Origin of the sequence: Pseudarthrobacter chlorophenolicus A6 (assembly GCF_000022025.1) — a bacterium.
GTDB classification, from domain to species: domain Bacteria; phylum Actinomycetota; class Actinomycetes; order Actinomycetales; family Micrococcaceae; genus Arthrobacter; species Arthrobacter chlorophenolicus.
This window is the reverse complement of record NC_011886.1, coordinates 773,665-791,620: the sequence shown is the minus strand read 5'-3', so window position 1 is coordinate 791,620 and position 17,956 is coordinate 773,665. Positions and strand designations below refer to the sequence as shown.

Below are 17,956 nucleotides of genomic sequence, written 5' to 3'. Positions count from 1 at the left end.
CTTTGGCTCGGCGAAGGCCGAATGTGTCTCAGACTGTGTCAACCGCCCCGCACCACCTTGAAGTTGAAATCCGGGGTGCCAAGGACCCCGAAAAGGCGCAGCCACAGGGGAAGTGCCATCTCCGCGCCGCGGGCCGAGGTGATATCGCCAAGGTCGATGATGTCCCGGTGGCCCAGTGCCTGGAGCAGCCCGGTGACCTGGGCCTTGGCCTGGCTGTCGTCGCCTGAGACGAACACGGAATGGTCTCCGCCCGCCAGCCGTCCCGGGTCAACCATGAGCCCTGCGTTCATGGTGTTGAGGGTCTTTACCACCCGCGCGTCCGGGAAGGACCGTTGGATCCGCTCGCCCAGGCTTTCGGTGTTGACCGGGTTCAGGACCGGCGGCATTCCCTGGGAGAAGTCGAGCGGGTTGGACACATCCAGCAGGACTTTCCCGGCCAGGTTTGCGGCCCCGGCGGCAGCAAGTGCTTCCAGCGACGCCGCGCCGTTGGTGGCATTGACTACCAGGTCGCTTTCTTCCGCTGCTGCGGCAAATGTCGCCAGCCGGATGCTTTCGTGCGCCGCCTGCCACTCGCTGAACGGCTGCCCGCCCATGGGGCCAGCCTCCGTACGGCGGGCAGTGTCCGCAGGATCCCGGGTTCCCACCACCACCTCATGCCCCAGGGAGCTGAACGCCGCGGCGAGCGTGCGGCCCACAGCGCCGGTTCCAAAGACTGCGATCTTCATGGTTTCTCCCGTTGCTCGGATCCGTGCCTCTTGCATCACGAGCGTACCTTCGCTGGCCGGCGCCGCAAGGGGGCTGGCAGCTGGCCGCCCGGATGCCCCGGAATGAACCGGGGCAGGTGCCGGTTGTAGCGGGCACACAGGGATCGGAAGGAATCATGGGCACCACCACATCTGCAGGGACCACCGCGCCAACCGCGAAACTCGAGCGCTGGCAGCGTTTCCGCGCCAACCGGGACAAGGCCCTGGCCGCCGGGCACGGCTGGCTCACGCTCACTTCCTTCCAGTGGCTGGAGGACTCCCCTGCCGCCGTCGAGCTTGTTCCCGGTTTGTGGTCCACACGGGGCAGCGGGTCCGTGGAAGGCGCGGGCGCACGGGAGCGTACGACGGCGGTACTCACCGCAGTGCCTTCCGACGGCCTCACGCTGGTGGAGACGGGCGAAACGGTGGACGGCACCATCACCGAGGTCCTCGCCGATGAGGAGTCGCTGCTGTGGGTGCAGTTCGGCGGCCCCTCCGGCGACCGGACGGTGGTGGAACTGGCCATGCGCGGAGGGCGGTACGCGATCCGCACCAGGGACGCTGAGTCACCGGTGTTCACCGAATTCGCTGGCGTGCCCACCTACCCCTACAACCCGGAGTGGGAAGTGACGGCCAGGTTCGAGCCGTACCCTGCACCCGTGGAGGTCCCCATCAGCACCGCCAACCCCCTGGTGGACGGCGTCCACCGGACCGTGGGCGAGGTGGTGTTCCGGCTTCCCGGCAGTCCCCACGAGTTCCGGCTACAGGCCGAAGAGGAGAAACTCGGCGCCCTGACGGTCACTTTCCATGACGAGACCAACGGGGATACGACAGATGACTGGCGGAAGGTCGCTGCGCCCCGGCCGCGGCCGAATCCGGATGGCAGCTTCACGGTGGTGCTCGACTTCAACCGGGCCATCAACTACCCCAGCGCCTTCACGCCCTACGGCACCTGCCCCATGCCGGTCCGGAACAACAGCCTGGACATCCGCGTGGAGGCGGGCGAGAAGCAGCCGTACCCGGCGTAGGCAGAGCCCGAAACCCGGGCCTCAGGCGATCGCCGAAATCCCGGTGATGGCCCGCCCCACAATGAGGGTGTTGATCTCGTAGGACCCTTCATAGGTGTAGATGGCCTCGGCGTCGGCGAAGATCTTGGCCATCCGGTAATCGGTGACGATGCCGTTTCCGCCAAGGATGGAGCGGCCCAGCGCCACGGTTTCCCGCATCCTGGCGCTGGCGTAGGACTTGGCGAGCGCCACCTGGGCCATGTCCGCCGAGCCTTCCTCCTGCAGCCTGGCCAGCTGGACCAGCATCCCCATGCTGGCCACGGCGTTGCCCAGCATGGTCACCAGCTGCTGCTGGATCAGCTGGAAGTGGGCCAGCGGCCGGCCAAACTGCCGGCGTTCCACGGCGTATTGCCGGGCAACGTCGAATGCCGCCAGCTGCTGCCCCACGGCCTGCCAGGCCACCATAATCCGTGAACTGCGCAGGAGCTCCTTGGTGTCGTCGAAGCTGCTGACCTGCGTGAACCGGTCTGCCTCGGCCACCCTGACGTCCTTGAAGACGATGTCCGCGTTCTGCACCGTGCGCAGCGCAATCTTGTTTTCCATCCGGCTGCGGGTGATGCCCGGCAGTGTTGCGTCCACGATGAACCCCCGCACCGACCCGGACGGGTTGTCCGGCGCGGCCGATTCGTCGCGCGCCCACACGAGCATGTAGTCGCAGAACGTCCCGTTGCCGATCCACCGCTTGGCTCCGTTGAGCACCCAGGCGTCGCCGCCGTCGTCGTCCTCTCCCGTGGCGGAGGAGATCCGCCGTGCCGTGGTTTCCATGCCGCCGGCCACGTCGGAGCCATGCAGCGGCTCTGTGAGGGCGAACGCTCCGGTGGTGCGGAGGTCCGAGGCGTCGGCGAGGAGCCGTTCCTTCTGGCCCGGTGACCCGAAGGCATGCAGGGACTGGACGAACAGGTCATGGTGGACCAGGAAGAACGTGGCGATCGAGGTGTCCACGCGGGTCATTTCGGCGATGACCAGCCCGGCAAACAGGTGGCTGTAGCCGCGCTGGGCGGGGGTGCTCAGCTCCAGGGCGGCGAGCTTGGGCAGGATGTGGGCGGGGAACTCGGCGTTGTTCCACCAGTCCCCGGCGTGCGGGGCGATCTCGGCGGCGAGGAAGTCCCGGAGCTCGGCGAGCTTGTTCCGTTCCGCCTGGCTGAGCAGGGATTCGACGGCGAAGAAGTCTGCGTCCGGCAGCCCTGCGGAGGCCTGACGCCCGGCAGCGGCGCTCATTTGGGCCCCATCCGGATGGCCCCGTCAAGGCGGATGGTCTCGCCGTTCAGCATGGCGTTGTCCACGATGTGCAGCACCAGGTTGGCGTACTCACCGGGCCTGCCCAGCCTGGACGGGTGGGGTACCTGCGCTCCGAGCGAGTCCTGGGCTTCCTGCGGCAGGCCCGCCATCATGGGCGTTTCGAAGATGCCGGGCGCGATGGTGACCACGCGGACCAGCGAGCGCGCCAGTTCACGGGCAATGGGCAGCGTCATGGCCGCCACCGCGCCCTTGGAGGCGGCGTAGGCGGGTTGCCCGATCTGCCCTTCAAAGGCGGCCACGGAGGCGGTGTTGATGATGACGCCCCGCTCGGGACCGCCCAGCTCCGTGCTGGCCGGCTCCGTGGCCACCATCGCTTCAGCGGCCAGCCTGATGACGTTGAACGTTCCGATCAGGTTGACCTGGATGACCCGGGTGAAGGCCTCCAGCGGCAGGACGCCGTCGCGGCCCAAAACCTTTCCAGGGGTGGCGATCCCCGCGCAGTTCACCACGATCCGCAGCGGCCCCAGCCCGGAGGCGGTGGCGACGGCGGCGCGCACCTCAGTCTCGCTGGTCACGTCCGCAGGGGCGAAGACGGCGGACTTGCCGGACGTTCCCGTTTCCACGGACGCGTTCAGTTCCTGCGCCAGCTCCGCGCCGGCCGAGGACGGGAGGTCCACCAGCACCACCGACGCTCCGGCCTGGAACAGCGCCCGGGCCGTGGCAGCCCCCAGGCCCGACGCACCCCCGGTGATCAGTGCTGCACTGCCTCTGACATCCATGCATCCTCCTTGATGTGGCCCCCGAAAGCGCAGGCGGACCGCGACGTATCAGTTAGTCGATGTTAACTGAAATGCCGCCAGACTGCACGCATTGGACGTCCCTCATCAGGGCAGGCAGCGTGGGGCCGGCGGCATGGCTAGGCTGGGCCCATGACGTCCAGTGATGCTTCCACGCCCGACTGGCAGCAGCGGGCCAACCATGCAGCGCAGTCCGTCACCGCACTGTTCGGCCGCAGGCTGCTCTTCCTGCCGAATACGCACCTGGCGGCAGTGACCTGGCAGGGCGGCCGGCCCGCGCACGGCTGGCGCGGGAAGCTGCGCACCCTCGCCGAAGGCACGGCGCTGCTCAACCCCTGGCACTACTGGTGGCAGGCACACTACGTCGACTGCCTGGTGGATACCGGCCGGCGGGAGCTGGGAAGCGGCGCCACCCCGGCGGCCCGGTTCAACGGCCCCGCCAATCCAAGCGCCGGTCACCTGGCATCCCGCCTAGTGACGGGCATCCGGCTGCGCAACGCCTTCACCGTGGTCAACAACTACTACGACGACATGGCGTGGCTGGCGCTGGCCACCCACCGCCTGGACCTGCTCGCCGCGGAGACCCGGCGGCCGGGGCGCGGCCGCAACGCGCGGGTCCGCCGATCCCTCACCCTTCAGTTCGATGCCGCTGGAACCGACGACCTGGGCGGCGGTGTGTTCTGGAGCAAGAAGCGGGACTTCAAGAACACGCCGGCCAACGGCCCTGTGGCGCTGTACTACGCCCGCACGGGCGAAACAGCCAGGGCCCAGGCGCTGATCGACTGGCTGGACGCCACACTGTTCGACGCGGACCAGCACCTGTACCTCGATGGGGCGCGCGCCGGCACGGCAGGGGAAGTGCTGGTGGAGCGGACCGTCTACACCTACAACCAGGGGCCCGTACTGGGCGCGCTGCTCGAACTGGGCGGTGACACCAATCTGGCCAGGGCGGCCCTGGTGGTGGACGGGGTGGAGCGGCTGCTGACCGTCGCCGCCTCCACCCCTGGGCAGGGCAGCGTGCTCCGCTGCGAAGGAACGGGCGACGGCGGCCTCTTCACCGGCATCCTGTGCCGGTACCTGGCGCTGGCCGCAAGGGACGCCCGGCTCCCCGACGCGACCCGCCGCACCGCCGCCCGGCTGGTCACCGGCACGGCACAGGCATTCTGGAACGGCCGCCGCACCGTCGAGCCCGGCGAATCAGCCGGGCCGGCGCCGGACGCCAGCGTCTTCTCCCTGCACGCCAACACCCCCGCCGCACGCACCTACCCGGCGGGCGCCGCCGTCGAACTATCCACCCAGCTGCAGGCCTGGATGACGATCGAGGCCGCCGCCTTGCTCACCGCACCCTAGAATTAAGTCACGCCACACTTCCGTAATTATTGTGATGCTGGTCACCTTAAGCGCTTTCCCTGTAGCTGCTTAGGATTGCCTACCCTACAGTTTTGCGAGGGCCCTTCCCCAAGGCCCGCACGGACCGGCAATAACGGTCCCCCTGACATTTCCCAGAAAGCAGCTCCTCAATGAAGATCCGCAACCGCGCCCTGGCCGGCATCTCCCTTGCCGCGTCCGCTGTCCTCGGCCTGACCGCCTGTGGCGGCAGCACCACCCCCGCAGCTACGTCTTCCGCATCCGGCAGCGCCGCCGGGGCATCAGGCGAAATCACCGTGTACAACGCCCAGCACGAGAGCCTTACCAAGGAATGGGTGGACGCCTTCACTTCGGAGACCGGCATCAAGGTGACCATGCGCCAGGGTTCGGACACCGAACTGTCCAACCAGATCATCCAGGAAGGTCAGGCCTCCCCCGCCGATGTCTTCCTTACGGAAAACTCCCCCGCCATGACGCAGGTGGAAAACGCCGACCTGTTCGCCGATGTGGACAAGGCAACCCTGGAGCAGGTCCCCACGGAATTCCAGCCCTCCACGGGCAAGTGGACCGGCATCGCCGCCCGTTCCACCGTCCTGGTCTACGACAAGGCCAAGATCTCCGAGGACCAGCTCCCCAAGTCGATGCTTGACCTGGCCAAGCCGGAATGGAAGGGCAAGTGGGCCGCTTCCCCCACCGGCGCGGACTTCCAGGCCATCGTCTCGGCACTGCTGGAACTCAAGGGCGAAGACGCCACCGAGGAATGGCTGCAGGGCATGAAGGAGAACTTCAAGGCCTACAAGGGCAACAGCACCGCCATGAAGGCCGTCAACGCCGGTGAAGTGGATGCCGCCCTGATCTACCACTACTACTACTACGGCGACCAGGCGAAGACCGGCGAGAACTCCAAGAACGTCACGCCGTACTACTTCAAGAACCAGGACCCGGGCGCGTTCCTCTCCGTCTCCGGCGGCGGCGTGCTGAAGTCCTCCAAGAATGCTGCCGCCGCGCAGGAATTCCTGAAGTTCGTCACCGGAAAGAAGGGCCAGGAGGTCCTGAAGAACGGCACGTCCTTCGAGTACGCCATCGCCTCCGACGTTCCCGCCAACGACAAGCTGGTCCCCATCAAGGACCTGCAGGCCCCCGCCGTGGACGCCGCGAAGCTCAACTCCGAGAAGGTCACCGACCTGATGACCAAGGCAGGACTCCTCTAATTCCGTGACCACCGATCTATCGGCTCCCCCTTCGGGCGGGAGCACGACGACGGCGGGCCGGGGCAAGCGCCCCCGCCCGCCTTTCGGCGTTTCAGCAGTATCCATCGTGGCGGTGCTGATCGCCCTGTTCTCCCTCGTTCCCCTGGGGTACGTGGCCTACATGACGGTGGCAACCGGCTGGGACACCGCCGTCGAACTGATCTTCCGGCCGCGCGTGATGGAGCTGCTGCTGAACACGCTGCTGCTGACCATCATCACGGTGCCCCTCTGCCTGCTGCTGGGGGTGGCAGGCGCCTGGCTGGTGGAGCGAACCAGCCTCCGCGGCCACCGGATCTGGGCGGTCCTCCTGGCTGCTCCGCTGGCCATCCCGGCGTTCGTCAACAGCTACGCCTGGGTCTCGGCGGTGCCCTCGATGGGCGGGCTGTGGTCCGGCGTCCTGATCGCCACGCTCTCCTATTTCCCCCTGGTCTACATCCCGGCAGCGGCGTCCCTGGGCCGGCTGGACCCGGCCATCGAACAGTCCGCCGCCGCCCTGGGCCTGGGCAACTGGGCCACGTTCTTCCGCGTAGTGCTCCCCCAGCTCCGCATCGCGATGACCGGCGGCGCGCTGCTGGTTTCGCTGCACCTGCTGGCCGAATACGGCGCCTTCGCGATGATCCGGTTCGACACGTTCACCACCGCGATCATGGTGCAGTACCAGTCCACCTTCAACGGCGCCGCCGGGAACATGCTGGCCAGCGTCCTGGTGTTCTTCTGCCTCCTCCTGCTCGTGGCCGAAGTCCGGAGCCGCGGCACCGCCCGGTACGCCCGGATCGGGCCCGGCGCCCAGGGCAGGGCCCTGCGGCTTCCGCTGCACGTTTACCAGCTGCCGTCGCAGCTGTTCCTGCTGGCACTGACGGCTCTGGCTTTGGGACTCCCGCTGTTCTTCGTCCTGCGCTGGACCGCGCTCGGCGGAGCCCCTGCGTGGGCTGCCGACGAGTTCCTCCCCGCCCTCCTGGCCACCTTGGGCTACGGCCTTGCCGGCGCGGCGGCCACCATCGTGGTGGCCTTCCCCATGGCTTACCTGGCGGTCCGGCATCCCGGCTGGTTCAGCAAGTCCCTTGAGCTGTCCAACTACATCACCAGCTCGCTGCCGGGCATTGTGGTGGGCCTGGCCTTCGTCACGGTCAGCATCCGGCTGGTGCCGGGCGTGTACCAGACCGCCGGCGTACTGGTGGCCGCCTACGTGCTGCTGTTCCTGCCGCGCGCCCTGGTCAGCCTCCGCGCCGGCCTGGCGCAGGCACCCAAGGAGCTGGACGAGGCCGCGCAGTCCCTGGGCAAGCCGCCGCTGGCGTCGTTCATCCGGGTAACCCTCCGGCTCACCGCACCGGCCGCCGCCGGCGGCGCAGCCCTGGTGTTCCTGGCCATCGCCAATGAGCTGACGGCCACGCTGCTCCTGTCCCCCAACGGCACCCGCACCCTCGCCACCGAGTTCTGGAGCAAGAGCAGCGAGATCGACTACGCCGGCGCCGCCCCCTACGCGCTGCTGATGATCCTGCTCTCTGCACCGATGACCTACCTCCTCTTCCAACAGTCCAAGAAAGTAGCCGGACAGTGACAGCACCATCCACATCGAGGTTGCCGGAGCCCCGGGTCTCCCCGTCGGTGGCGGCCAGCACCAACACCCACCTGCAGATCACCGATGTCACCAAGAACTTCGGCCCGCAGGAAGTCCTGAAGGGGGTCAACCTGGCCGTGTCCAAGGGCGGCACCACCGCCATTGTTGGTCCCTCCGGTTCCGGCAAGACCACCCTGCTGCGGCTCATTGCCGGCTTTGAACACCCGCTGGCCGGCAGCATCGCCCTGAACGGCAACACCGTGGCCGGCGACGGCGTCTGGGTTCCCGCCCACAAGCGTCACATTGGCTACGTTGCGCAGGACGGCGCCCTGTTCCCGCACCTCACCGTGGGGCAGAACATTGCCTTTGGACTGGACACCGCCAAACTGTCCGGCGGCCGCCGCGCCGTGGCGGGCCGCGTCAGCGACCTGCTGGAAATGGTGTCGCTGGACCCGGCCATGGCCAAACGCCGGCCCCACCAGCTCTCCGGCGGCCAGCAGCAGCGCGTCGCCCTGGCCCGGGCGCTGGCCCGCGAACCGGAACTGATGCTCCTCGATGAACCGTTTTCAGCGCTCGACGCCGGGCTGCGCGTAGCCACCCGCCGGGCCGTGGCAAAGGTCCTCGCCGAGGCCGGGGTCACCACCATCCTGGTCACCCACGACCAGGCCGAAGCACTGTCCTTCGCGGACCAGGTGGCCGTCATGCGCGGCGGAAAGCTTGCCCAGATCGGCAACCCGTTCGTGGTGTACACCCGCCCAGCAGACCGGGCCACCGCGGAGTTCCTGGGGGACGCCGTCATCCTGGATGCCTGGATGGAGGGTTCGCTGGCCACCTGTTCGCTGGGCGGCATCCCCGTCCGCCGGCCGCCGGCCCAGGGCCCCGTCCAGCTCATGCTCCGGCCTGAGCAGATCCGGATCGCCGAGGACGGCGACATCCGCGGCGTAGTGGTGGACACGGACTACTTCGGCCCGGAAACCACCGTCCGGCTGAAGCTCGCCGTGCCGCCCGAACTGGCCGGGCGCTCCGACCACCGCTACCCCGGCGGCGGGGAAATCATCACCATCCGCCACTGGAACGCCTCCATCGCCCGGCCGGGCATGGAACTCTGCCTCCGCGTGGTGGGCGAAGGCGTGGCGTTTCCCGCCGAGCCGCAGGTCCCCGCGGCAGGCGGCGGTGTCCCCGGGACGTCCTAGCGGATCGAGGCCAGCGGCGTGACGGTTCCCTTGCGCAGGGCCACGTCGCCGCCGGCCGCCGCGAGCCGGACCTCTTTCGCGCCGGCGGGCGGGAACACCAGGGACGTCAAGGTCTGCCGGCCTCCGTCCGCGAAAACCTCTACGGAGGACCGGTCCACGTACACGGCCAGGTGCACCGTGTCACTGCCTGCAGCCGCTGCCGACGCAGCCCCCGGTGAACCACCGGCTCCGGTCCGGACCTGGCTGTAGGCCGCGTCCACCTTGGTGTCGGCGGTGGCGACGGCGTCCCCGTCTCGGGCCACGAACGCACGGCCTGCCCTGAAGTCGTAGCCCACTGTGGCGTAGGTCTTCCCGCCACTTTGCAGGAGCAGCCGGGCTTCCCCTGCCCCGGTGGCGGGCTTTTCCAGCTCAATGTCCACCTTGAAGGCACCGCTTTCAGGTGCCGGCAGGGCTTTTCCGCCGCCCAGGTTCCCTGCCGGCACCTCGCTGGCCTCCCCCTCCAGTGACTGCAGCGCCGGGGTGGGCGCCGAGACCAAGGCCGGTTGGCCGCCGTCGGACTCCAAACGGATGTCCCGCACCACGGACGCCGCACCGAACCAGCCGTCCGTGGGCAAGTCCCGGGCGTAGGCCCAGTTGTTCATCCAGCCGATGGCATGCCGGGAGGCCTTGCGCTGGCCGTCGGTCAGGCGGGGATCGTCCCAGGTGACGGCGGCGTAGAAGTCCGCGCCGTCGTCGAGCCACTGGTGGCCGCCCCCCGGTGTGAAGGCCTGCCCGTCAAAGCTGCCGGTCCAGTACGCCAGGCCGGTGGTGCGGCCTTCCTCCGCCCCGTTGGAGCCGGCGGCGAGGACCCAGGTGCGCTTGGCGGGGTCACCGTCCACGTCCATCTGGAAGAAGTCCGGGCATTCCAGGATGCCCATCCCGTCCTGCTCGAACGCGGAGACGTACGTCCATTTCTTCAGGTCTGGTGAGGTGTAGAAACCGATCTTGTGGCCTTCGGCGAGCAGCATGAGCCACCGGCTGTTCGCGTCGTCCCACACGATCCGCGGGTCTCGCCAGTGCTCGGCGCCGGGGTTGTCCATGACGGGATTGCCGTCGTAGCTCGTGAACGTGTAGCCGTTGTCCGTGGAGTAGAAGAGCGACTGGCGCTGCACGCCGGCATCCTGCTGCGTGAGGACGGCGATCACGGCGCCCTTGCCAAACCCTGCGGTGCCCTCGGCGTCCACCACGGCGGAGCCGGTCTCGATGTCGCCGAGGCCGTTGCGGAACTTCCCGATGGCCACGCCCTCGTTTTTCCAGTGCACCAGGTCCGTGCTGGTGGCGTGGAACCATTCGGTGCCGTTCCCCTCCGGGTAATCGGCGTTGTAGAGGTAGTAGTAGTGCCAGAGTCCGTCTTTGAAGAACGGCCGCTGCGGGTCGTTCATCCAGCGCTGGTCAGGAGTCAGGTGGTAGGCAGGGCGGTAGCCGGGATCCTTTGCCGGGGCGGCGAGCGCGTCGGCGTCGGGCGCGGGCCACGTCTTCCGGGCACCCAGGTCCGCGAGGAGGGCGTCGCGGGCTTCGGCGCTGATGCAGTCCGGCAGCCGGACGCCACCGGCGTCTTCGGACACGGCGTCCGATGCACTGCTCCGCAGGTAGACCTGGCCGGCCATCCGTGCCCCGGCCAGCCAGCCCGCCCCGCACTCGATGCTCCGGATGTCCTCTGCGCCGTCCGCCGGGACGTCTTCCCCGCGCTCGAACAGCGTCCGGTCATTGCCCTTGAGCCACAGCGAGGCGTACCCGCCGGACCGGTCTTTGGATGCCTCCTGGGCTGCCGCCACCCCGCCCAGCACGCGCCGGGCCTCGGCTTCCGGACCGGTGCGCGCCTGCCCTGCCAGGACCAGGGACAGGACGAGCACGACGACGGCGGCCAGCGCCACCGCGGCCCACAGGATGGGGCGGCGCGTCACAGCCGAGGCAAGGGCAGTGAGGACAGTCCGGGGAAGTTCTGGGGGCATGGTTTCAATCCGTCGCTGAACGCGCAAGTGCCGTCCCCCGGGGGTCGGGGAACGGCACCAGCGCAAGTTAGCCATCAAATCTACCGGTCCGGTGCCAGGAACCCAACTGCGCAGCCATCGCCGCACGTCAGTGGCGTAACGTTTTGGCACTACCGCCTCCAGGGACCGGGGCCAGCGGCCGGCTTAGGGCTGCGGAGCGTCCCCGGGACGCTTCTTCTGCGGGTACGGTGCCTCGCCGCGGGCCAGCATCTCGACGAATCCCGCGATCTTCCGTTCCCGGGTGGCGGCCTGCTTGACCGAGTTGGTCCGGTAGATCAAGGCAAAACGGTTGGTCCTGGTCAGGACATCGAACATCGCCTGCGCTGCCGGAACCGCGGCAATGGCAGCAGCCAGGTCCTCGGGAACTTCAGCCGTGGCCTGCCCGCCGTAGGCCTTGTCCCAGCGGCCATCCGCTTTCGCGGACTCCACGGCCTCCCTGCCGGCCTCGGTCATCCTGCCCGCTTCCTCCAGCCGGGCAATGTGCCCAACATTCCGTGCGGACCAGGGGCTCCGCGGACCCCGCCGGGTCATGCGCTGGAAGGAAGTTTCGTCGTCCCGCCGTCTGCCCTGCCCATCGATCCAGCCAAAACACAGCGCCTCGTCCAGCGCCGCGGCATAGTCGAGTTCCGTCACCGTGCCGCCTTTCTTATGCAGCACCAGCCACACCCCCGGGCTGCTCCGGTGGTTCTCCTCAAGCCAGGCCCGCCAGGCGGCGGCATCAGGCACCAGCAGTTCGTCGAGTTCAACAGCCATGGCCCTATTGTGCCCCCGCCCTCCGACATCACAAGGCCTGCACCACCGCCGCGGATGCACCAGCCCAACGGCTGCTCCAGCGGGCGCGCCCGCGGCTGCCCTGTGCCATCATGGGCGTGTAGCCCCGATTCCGAGCTTAAGGACTCCCAAATGCTCCGCGTCCGCCCCCTGCACTTCACCTCCCGCATCGACCACTGGGAGCGGCTCCTCACGGCGTTGGGACTCGTCCTGACCGAAGGGGACGGCGGCTTCCGCGTCTTCGACTCCGCTGCCGGGCGGCTGGCCGTGCACAGCGTCCCCGAGGGAGATCCGCTGGACGGCACCACCACCCTTGCAGTGGAAGTGGGTAACCTCGCGGAATTCGCCCGGCGCACCAATGAGTCCGCGGCGGAGGACGGCAACACCCCCGCCGAACTGGTCACCGCGGACCATGGGGACGCCTGCCGGATCACCGGGCCGGACGGTTTCAGCTTCCTCGCGGACCCTGCCGGGCACGGCGCCCAGTGCGCCGACGCCGATCCGGCGCTGGCCGTCGTCGCGGTCTGGTTCTCCCAAGACACCGACGGCGCCGCCCGCACGCTGCGCCACGTCGGCGCCCGCCCGCGGCCCGTGCCGGACAGTGACGAAACCGCCGACTTTACCGCCAAGAACGGCGGAGTCCTGATGGTCCGCCCGGCCTCCGGCCTGTCCCGTTCAGGGCTGGGCTTCGAGTACGGCGGCGGCCTGGAACCTGTGCGGGAACGCCTCGCCGCTGCGGGGTTCCAGGTGAGCATGACGGAGGAAGCGTTCGGCAGCACCCTGCACGTGGCCAACCCGGACGCCACCGTGTTCGCCGCCAGCGTGCCCGCCACGGTGTGGATCTCCGAGCGGCGCCCCATGGGGTAGAACTTAACCATGAACGTGCGCACCCCTGACCCGAATCCCGGCTGGCTCTCCGAAGAAGACCTTTTTGAGGCGCGGGGCCGGCTGCCCATGGTCTACGTGGAAGCGGTCCCGGTCAGGCTGGACCCGCTGGGTTACGTCAACGAAGTGGGCACGCTGCTGCAGGCCGACGACGACGGCACCATGGTCCGGTCCCTGGTGTCCGGCCGCGTGATCTACCGGGAAACCATCCGCGCCGCGCTGCTGCGGCACATGGAAAAGGACCTGGGACCCCTGGCGTTCCCGCAGCTGCCCATCAGCCCGGTGCCGTTCACCGTGGCCGAATACTTCCCGGCGCCGTCCCAGACCGGTTTCACCGATGAGCGGCAACACGCCGTGTCCCTGGCCTACGTCATCCCGGTGACCGGCGAATGCGAACCGCGCCAGGACGCCCTGGAACTGACCTGGATGACCCCTGACGAGGTCCTCAGCCCGGGTGTCCAGCTCGAATTCAGCGGCGGCCGCGGCGGCCTCATCCGGCAGGCGCTGGCTTTCGCGGGCGTCGGCTTCTGACATCCCGCCGGGACGTGGGGTTCCCCGGTTTCAGGCACCCGCCTTTGTAGACTGTAGGGCGGACCGCAAGAGAACTTAAGGACTCCCATGACCGAAACACCGGCCCGGCAATATCGCGAGCAGCAGGCTGGATCACTGACCACCGGCAGCCACATCCTTCTGCCCGGCGGTGAACGGACGGCGGAAATCCACCAGCTGGAGATGCAGCGGGATGACTTCGGCGTGCCCGCCCTGGTCCTCGCCAGCCTGACCGGCGGGGGTACCCTCCGCATCGCCGCCGGCAGCACGGTCACCCTCGTTGACGCAGCGCACGACGCCGTCACCCGCCTTCCGCGGGCAGCCGCACCGGACGGGACAGCACCAGGGCCGGATGCCTCAGCGCTCGGCACCCCGCCGGAGGCCACGCACTCCGCCGGTGCCGAGGCAGGCACCGAACCCGGGCTGGAGCAGCCCGGCGGTGAGCCGGCTGGCAGCGGATCGGTGCCCGCCGTCGTCGTACCTCCCCTTCCGGCGGCTCCGCCCGCAGCCAACGGGCCCAGCGACGAGGAACTGGCGCTGATCCCCACCCCGGACGGAACCCCCGAATCCGTCGTGGAAGCCGCAGCTGAAGCGCACCCGGATGCGGTGGGCGTGCTGCTGCTGACGGACCGCCTTTCCAAGGGCGTGAACTTCAAGTCGGGCAGCTGCCTGAAGGACCTCACCGACCTCGCGCATGAGCTGTTCGTCGCGCTGAAGGACGCGGAGGGCGCGCTGTCCATCGCGGACCTCCTCACCGTGTTGCCCTACGACGGAAACCCCGGGCGCTGGGCGTCCGTGGAAGCGTCCCTTGCGCTGGCCAGTTACATCTGCCGGCAGGACGGCCTGGACGAACGCGCGGCAGTGTACGAGAAACTCATCCGCACCCCGGAAAGCCAGGAAACGGATCCTTTCAAGGCCCGGATGGCGGCCAAGGTACGCCAGCGCTCGCTCAACGAGCCCAACCTGTACGACAAGGAAATCTTCCGCTCCATCGACAACTCCAACCACGACGCCGAGCGTGAGTGGCGGCTGCTGCGGCTGGAATCGCTGCTGTTCCTGCGGGCGCACGGCGGGTCTGAGACCATCGGCATGTCCGAGCTGGAGCGCCGGATCGGCAACGAACTTGAGGCCGTCCGCGCCTGAACAAATTAGCCCTACCCGGGCTCCGGACGGAGTTGTAGATTCGGGGCTATGACGAACAATCTCAGCGTAGTGATCAACGCCGATGCGCCGCAGGTCTGGAACATGCTGCGTGAACCGTCCCGGGTGGCCCAGTGGCATGGCTGGCAGGCCGACGACCTTGATGCTGAAATCAAGGAAATCTACTTCGCCGACAACGTGCAGGAAGCACCCGACCACACCAGCCTGACCCTGCACGGTGGCGACACGTTCGAGCTGCACCCCGTGGCCGGCGGAACACGGGTCAGCGTCACCCGCGGAGCACTGGACCACAACTCCGAATGGGCCGCCTGGGACGAGGACATCACCCAGGGCTGGCTGACGTTCCTGCAGCAGCTCCGTTTCGCGCTGGAGCGGCACCCCAATGGGACGCGGCACACGCTGTTCCTGCAGCTTCCGGGCGGACCCGGCTCCGCGATTGAGAAGCTCGGGCTCACCGACGTCCCGGCTCCAGGCGAGGACTACCGCCTCACGCTGGGCACGGGTGAAGAGATCTCCGGGAAGGTCTGGTACCGCAGCAACCACCAGGTGGGGCTCACCGTCCACGACTACGCCGCGCACGGCGAGGGGCTCCTGGTGGTGGCCGACCAGCCGGTCATCGAGGACGTACGGCCCGACGGCGGCTCCATGGTGATTGCCTCCACGTACGACCTGGGTGCCGCGAAAGTGGACGCCATCCGGACTTCCTGGGATTCGTGGCGGCAAGCCCAGTACCCCGAGGCGGAGCCGGTCAGCTGACGGGTCGCTGGCTGACGGCCTGGTTGCCGGGATGCTTTGTCCGGCTGAGTGGGTGTTGGCCGGCGGGGCCCGCTTTGTTGGTGCCGGCAGGTTTGCTGGCACACTGGTACGGTGCCAGCCAACCCTGCCCCCGCCACCACTTCTGATCCCGCGCTTCCCGCGGAGCAGTCCGCCTTCTCGTTCACGGTGGGCACCCGCCTGGGTGAATCCTGCCCGCCGTCGGCCGCGCAGGTTTCGGAGAACGGCGGGGAATTCCTGGGCCGCACCGGCACCATCACCACCCCGCACGGTGAGATCCGCACCCCGGCCTTTATCGCCGTCGGGACCAAGGCCACAGTCAAGGCCGTCCTGCCGGAGTCCATGGCGGACCTCGGCGCGCAGGCGCTGTTGGCCAACGCCTACCACCTATACCTGCAGCCGGGCGCGGACATCCTGGACGAGGCCGGCGGGCTGGGCTCGTTCATGAACTGGGCCGGCCCCACCTTCACCGATTCCGGCGGGTTCCAGGTGATGAGCCTTGGCTCCGGTTTCAAGAAGGTCATTGACATGAAGTCCGTTGATGCCTCCGGTCCTGATGATGCCGTGGCTCCCGGCAAAGAGCGCCTGGCGCACATCGATGATGACGGCGTCTGGTTCAAGTCCCACCTGAATGGGGACCGGCACCGCTTCTCCCCCGAGATTTCGATGCAGGTCCAGCACCAGATCGGGGCGGACATCATGTTCGCGTTCGATGAGCTCACCACGCTGCAGAACTCCCGCGGCTACCAGGAAGAGTCGCTGGAGCGCACCCGGCTCTGGGCCGAGCGGTGCATCGCCGAGCATTTCCGGCTCACTGGGGAGCGGATGGGTAAGCCGTACCAGGCCCTGTTCGGCGTGATCCAAGGTGCCCAGTACGAGGACCTGCGCCGGAAGGCCTGCCGCGACCTGGGCGCCATGCCGTTCGACGGATTCGGGATCGGCGGGGCGCTGGAGAAAGAGAACCTGGGCACCATAGTGCGGTGGTGCAACGAGGAACTCCCCGAGGACAAGCCACGCCACCTGCTGGGCATCTCCGAGCCGGATGACATCTTCACGGCCATCGAGAACGGCGCCGACACCTTCGACTGCGTCTCCCCCACCCGCGTGGCCCGCAACTCGGCGTTTTACCACCCCACCGGGCGCTACAACCTGTCCGGCGCCAAGTACAAGCGCGACTTCGGCCCGCTGCAGGACGGCTGCGACTGCTACACCTGCCAGAACTACTCGCGGGCGTACATTCACCACCTGTTCAAGGCCAAGGAAATGGTGTCCGCCACGCTGATCTCCATCCACAACGAGCGCTTCGTGGTGAAGATGGTGGACGACGCCCGCCTGGCCATTGAGGCGGGCACCTTCTTCGACTTCAAGGCCGAAACCCTGGCGAACTACTACTCCTAGGCGGCCTCCCGCCGTTGCGTGCCAGTGTCTACCCGTTTCGACGATTCACTGCGCACTCGACGTGTGTCTACATCGGACGCGCAGCCAATCGTCGAATCGGCGTTGTCCACATAGCCGTATCCATCGCTGGGCGGCGAGCGGCATTCCGGCAACCCTTGAACCATGAATGGGATTCCTGTTGTTGACCAGGCAAATTTCTGGCGGACCGCCGAATTGCTGGAACAGGGCTTGAACGCCCGGGCGATCTCCACGCTGGTGCGCAGCGGGGAGTTGGTCAGAATTCGCCGCGGCTGCTACGCCCGCGGTGAGTGGTGGAACGGTTTGACGGAGCCAGATCGCAGGCGCCAACGCGTTTACGGCCACGCACACGGAACTCTGACGACGTCGGCAGGAAATTTTGTCTACAGCCACACCTCGGCGGCTGCCCTTCGCCGGCTCCATCTCTGGAACGTCGATGAAACAGTTCACCTGACGCAGCCGGGCCGCCCTTCCGGGATCTCCCACCGATGTGGCGTTGCTGCCCACACAGGGGCAATCAAGCGACGCGAACTTTCGCTTGTTGACGGCCTGCCTTGCAGCTCGCTGGAACGGACAGTGCTGGACTGCTGCATGATGTTCAACGTCAGGCAGGCGGTAATTCTGGTGGATCACGCCGCCAGGCTCGGTGCTGACATCCCGCTCCTTCGGGAGCGATGCGCTGCACTGGCAGGCCGCAACGGAGTACTGGCACTCAGAACGGCTCTTAACCTGGTGGATCCGCGCTCCGAGTCAGCCGGCGAAAGTCTCACCCGCGAACTCATCCACAGGCTGAAACTTCCTACGCCTGACCTTCAGTTTTCGGTGTACACGGCCAGCGGAACCTATCGCTTGGACTTCGCATGGCCTACCCGCAAGGTGGCACTCGAATTCGACGGCAAGTCCAAGTACTTCGACTTCCATCCGACTGACGAGGTGATCTACAACGAAAGACAGCGGGAAAAGGCACTCACCGAGGATGGCTGGATCGTACTGCGTATCGAGTGGAAGCATCTCTTTCGTGAGGCGGAGTTCAAGCATCGCGTACTTCGCGCGTTTGCCAGAAACTGCGAACCCTGACAACTACGCCCGTTTCGACGATTCCCTGCCTCCGCGTGGCTTCGAAACATCGACCATGCAGGGAACCGTCGAATCGGC

The 17,956-nt window shown here is 67.8% G+C and carries 16 protein-coding genes; 11 read left to right on the top strand and 5 right to left on the bottom strand.

From position 1 onward, the window contains the following. Positions 1–38 precede the first annotated feature (38 nt). Positions 39–725, bottom strand: a complete 687-nt coding sequence (locus ACHL_RS03705) for an NADPH-dependent F420 reductase (RefSeq protein WP_015935963.1) — start codon at positions 723–725, stop codon at positions 39–41. 155 nt (positions 726–880) lie between these two features. On the opposite strand from ACHL_RS03705, the gene ACHL_RS03700 reads away from it, so the two are divergent. Then, entirely contained in the window at positions 881–1,771 is an 891-nt protein-coding gene (locus ACHL_RS03700) for a DUF1684 domain-containing protein (protein WP_015935962.1), read from the top strand. 21 nt (positions 1,772–1,792) lie between these two features. Here ACHL_RS03700 and ACHL_RS03695 read toward each other — a convergent pair whose 3' ends face one another. Next, positions 1,793–3,028 (bottom strand): acyl-CoA dehydrogenase family protein, encoded by a 1,236-nt coding sequence (locus ACHL_RS03695; RefSeq protein ID WP_015935961.1) that lies wholly within the window; start codon positions 3,026–3,028, stop codon positions 1,793–1,795. Then, a complete protein-coding gene (locus ACHL_RS03690; RefSeq protein WP_015935960.1) occupies positions 3,025–3,828 on the bottom strand; it encodes an SDR family NAD(P)-dependent oxidoreductase in 804 nt (267 codons plus the stop codon). Before ACHL_RS03690 ends, ACHL_RS03695 begins: the two co-directional genes overlap by 4 nt. 150 nt (positions 3,829–3,978) lie before the next feature. On the opposite strand from ACHL_RS03690, the gene ACHL_RS03685 reads away from it, so the two are divergent. The 4 genes from ACHL_RS03685 to ACHL_RS03670 all read left to right on the top strand — a co-directional run bounded on the left by ACHL_RS03685 (position 3,979) and on the right by ACHL_RS03670 (position 9,215). Continuing rightward, complete coding sequence (locus tag ACHL_RS03685; RefSeq protein WP_015935959.1) at positions 3,979–5,196, top strand: glycoside hydrolase family 76 protein; 1,218 nt, start codon at positions 3,979–3,981, stop codon at positions 5,194–5,196. 170 nt (positions 5,197–5,366) lie between these two features. Next, positions 5,367–6,425, top strand: coding sequence for an iron ABC transporter substrate-binding protein (locus tag ACHL_RS03680; RefSeq protein ID WP_015935958.1), 1,059 nt, complete (start codon positions 5,367–5,369; stop codon positions 6,423–6,425). A 4-nt stretch (positions 6,426–6,429) separates the two neighbouring features. Then, a complete protein-coding gene (locus ACHL_RS03675; RefSeq protein ID WP_015935957.1) occupies positions 6,430–8,022 on the top strand; it encodes an ABC transporter permease in 1,593 nt (530 codons plus the stop codon). Beyond that, positions 8,019–9,215 (top strand): ABC transporter ATP-binding protein, encoded by a 1,197-nt coding sequence (locus ACHL_RS03670; protein ID WP_015935956.1) that lies wholly within the window; start codon positions 8,019–8,021, stop codon positions 9,213–9,215. The genes ACHL_RS03675 and ACHL_RS03670 overlap by 4 nt, the downstream gene beginning before the upstream one ends. Here ACHL_RS03670 and ACHL_RS03665 read toward each other — a convergent pair. Together ACHL_RS03665 and ACHL_RS03660 are read right to left on the bottom strand one after the other, a co-directional pair. Then, complete coding sequence (locus tag ACHL_RS03665) at positions 9,212–11,206, bottom strand: glycoside hydrolase family 32 protein (RefSeq protein ID WP_015935955.1); 1,995 nt, start codon at positions 11,204–11,206, stop codon at positions 9,212–9,214. The genes ACHL_RS03670 and ACHL_RS03665 overlap by 4 nt on opposite strands. Before the next feature lie 183 nt (positions 11,207–11,389). Then, positions 11,390–11,998 carry a YdeI/OmpD-associated family protein gene (locus tag ACHL_RS03660; RefSeq protein WP_015935954.1) on the bottom strand — a complete coding sequence of 203 codons (609 nt, stop codon included), beginning with the start codon at positions 11,996–11,998 and terminating at the stop codon, positions 11,390–11,392. Between the two features lie 150 nt (positions 11,999–12,148). Here ACHL_RS03660 and ACHL_RS03655 point away from each other — a divergent pair, with 150 nt between their 5' ends. From ACHL_RS03655 to ACHL_RS03630, 6 genes are all read left to right on the top strand, one after another. After that, positions 12,149–12,883 carry a hypothetical protein gene (locus ACHL_RS03655; RefSeq protein ID WP_015935953.1) on the top strand — a complete coding sequence of 245 codons (735 nt, stop codon included), beginning with the start codon at positions 12,149–12,151 and terminating at the stop codon, positions 12,881–12,883. 9 nt (positions 12,884–12,892) lie between these two features. Continuing rightward, positions 12,893–13,432 carry an NUDIX hydrolase family protein gene (locus tag ACHL_RS03650; protein WP_015935952.1) on the top strand — a complete coding sequence of 180 codons (540 nt, stop codon included), beginning with the start codon at positions 12,893–12,895 and terminating at the stop codon, positions 13,430–13,432. An 87-nt stretch (positions 13,433–13,519) separates the two neighbouring features. Further along, the gene (locus ACHL_RS03645; protein WP_015935951.1) at positions 13,520–14,593 is read left to right on the top strand and encodes a DUF6707 family protein; all 1,074 of its coding nucleotides are present in this window, start codon (positions 13,520–13,522) and stop codon (positions 14,591–14,593) included. 48 nt (positions 14,594–14,641) lie between these two features. Continuing rightward, positions 14,642–15,367, top strand: a complete 726-nt coding sequence (locus ACHL_RS03640) for an SRPBCC family protein (protein WP_015935950.1) — start codon at positions 14,642–14,644, stop codon at positions 15,365–15,367. Between the two features lie 111 nt (positions 15,368–15,478). Next, entirely contained in the window at positions 15,479–16,783 is a 1,305-nt protein-coding gene (gene tgt, locus ACHL_RS03635; RefSeq protein ID WP_015935949.1) for a tRNA guanosine(34) transglycosylase Tgt, read from the top strand. Between the two features lie 162 nt (positions 16,784–16,945). Then, a complete protein-coding gene (locus tag ACHL_RS03630) occupies positions 16,946–17,878 on the top strand; it encodes a type IV toxin-antitoxin system AbiEi family antitoxin domain-containing protein (protein ID WP_015935948.1) in 933 nt (310 codons plus the stop codon). The last annotated feature ends 78 nt before the right edge of the window (positions 17,879–17,956 follow it).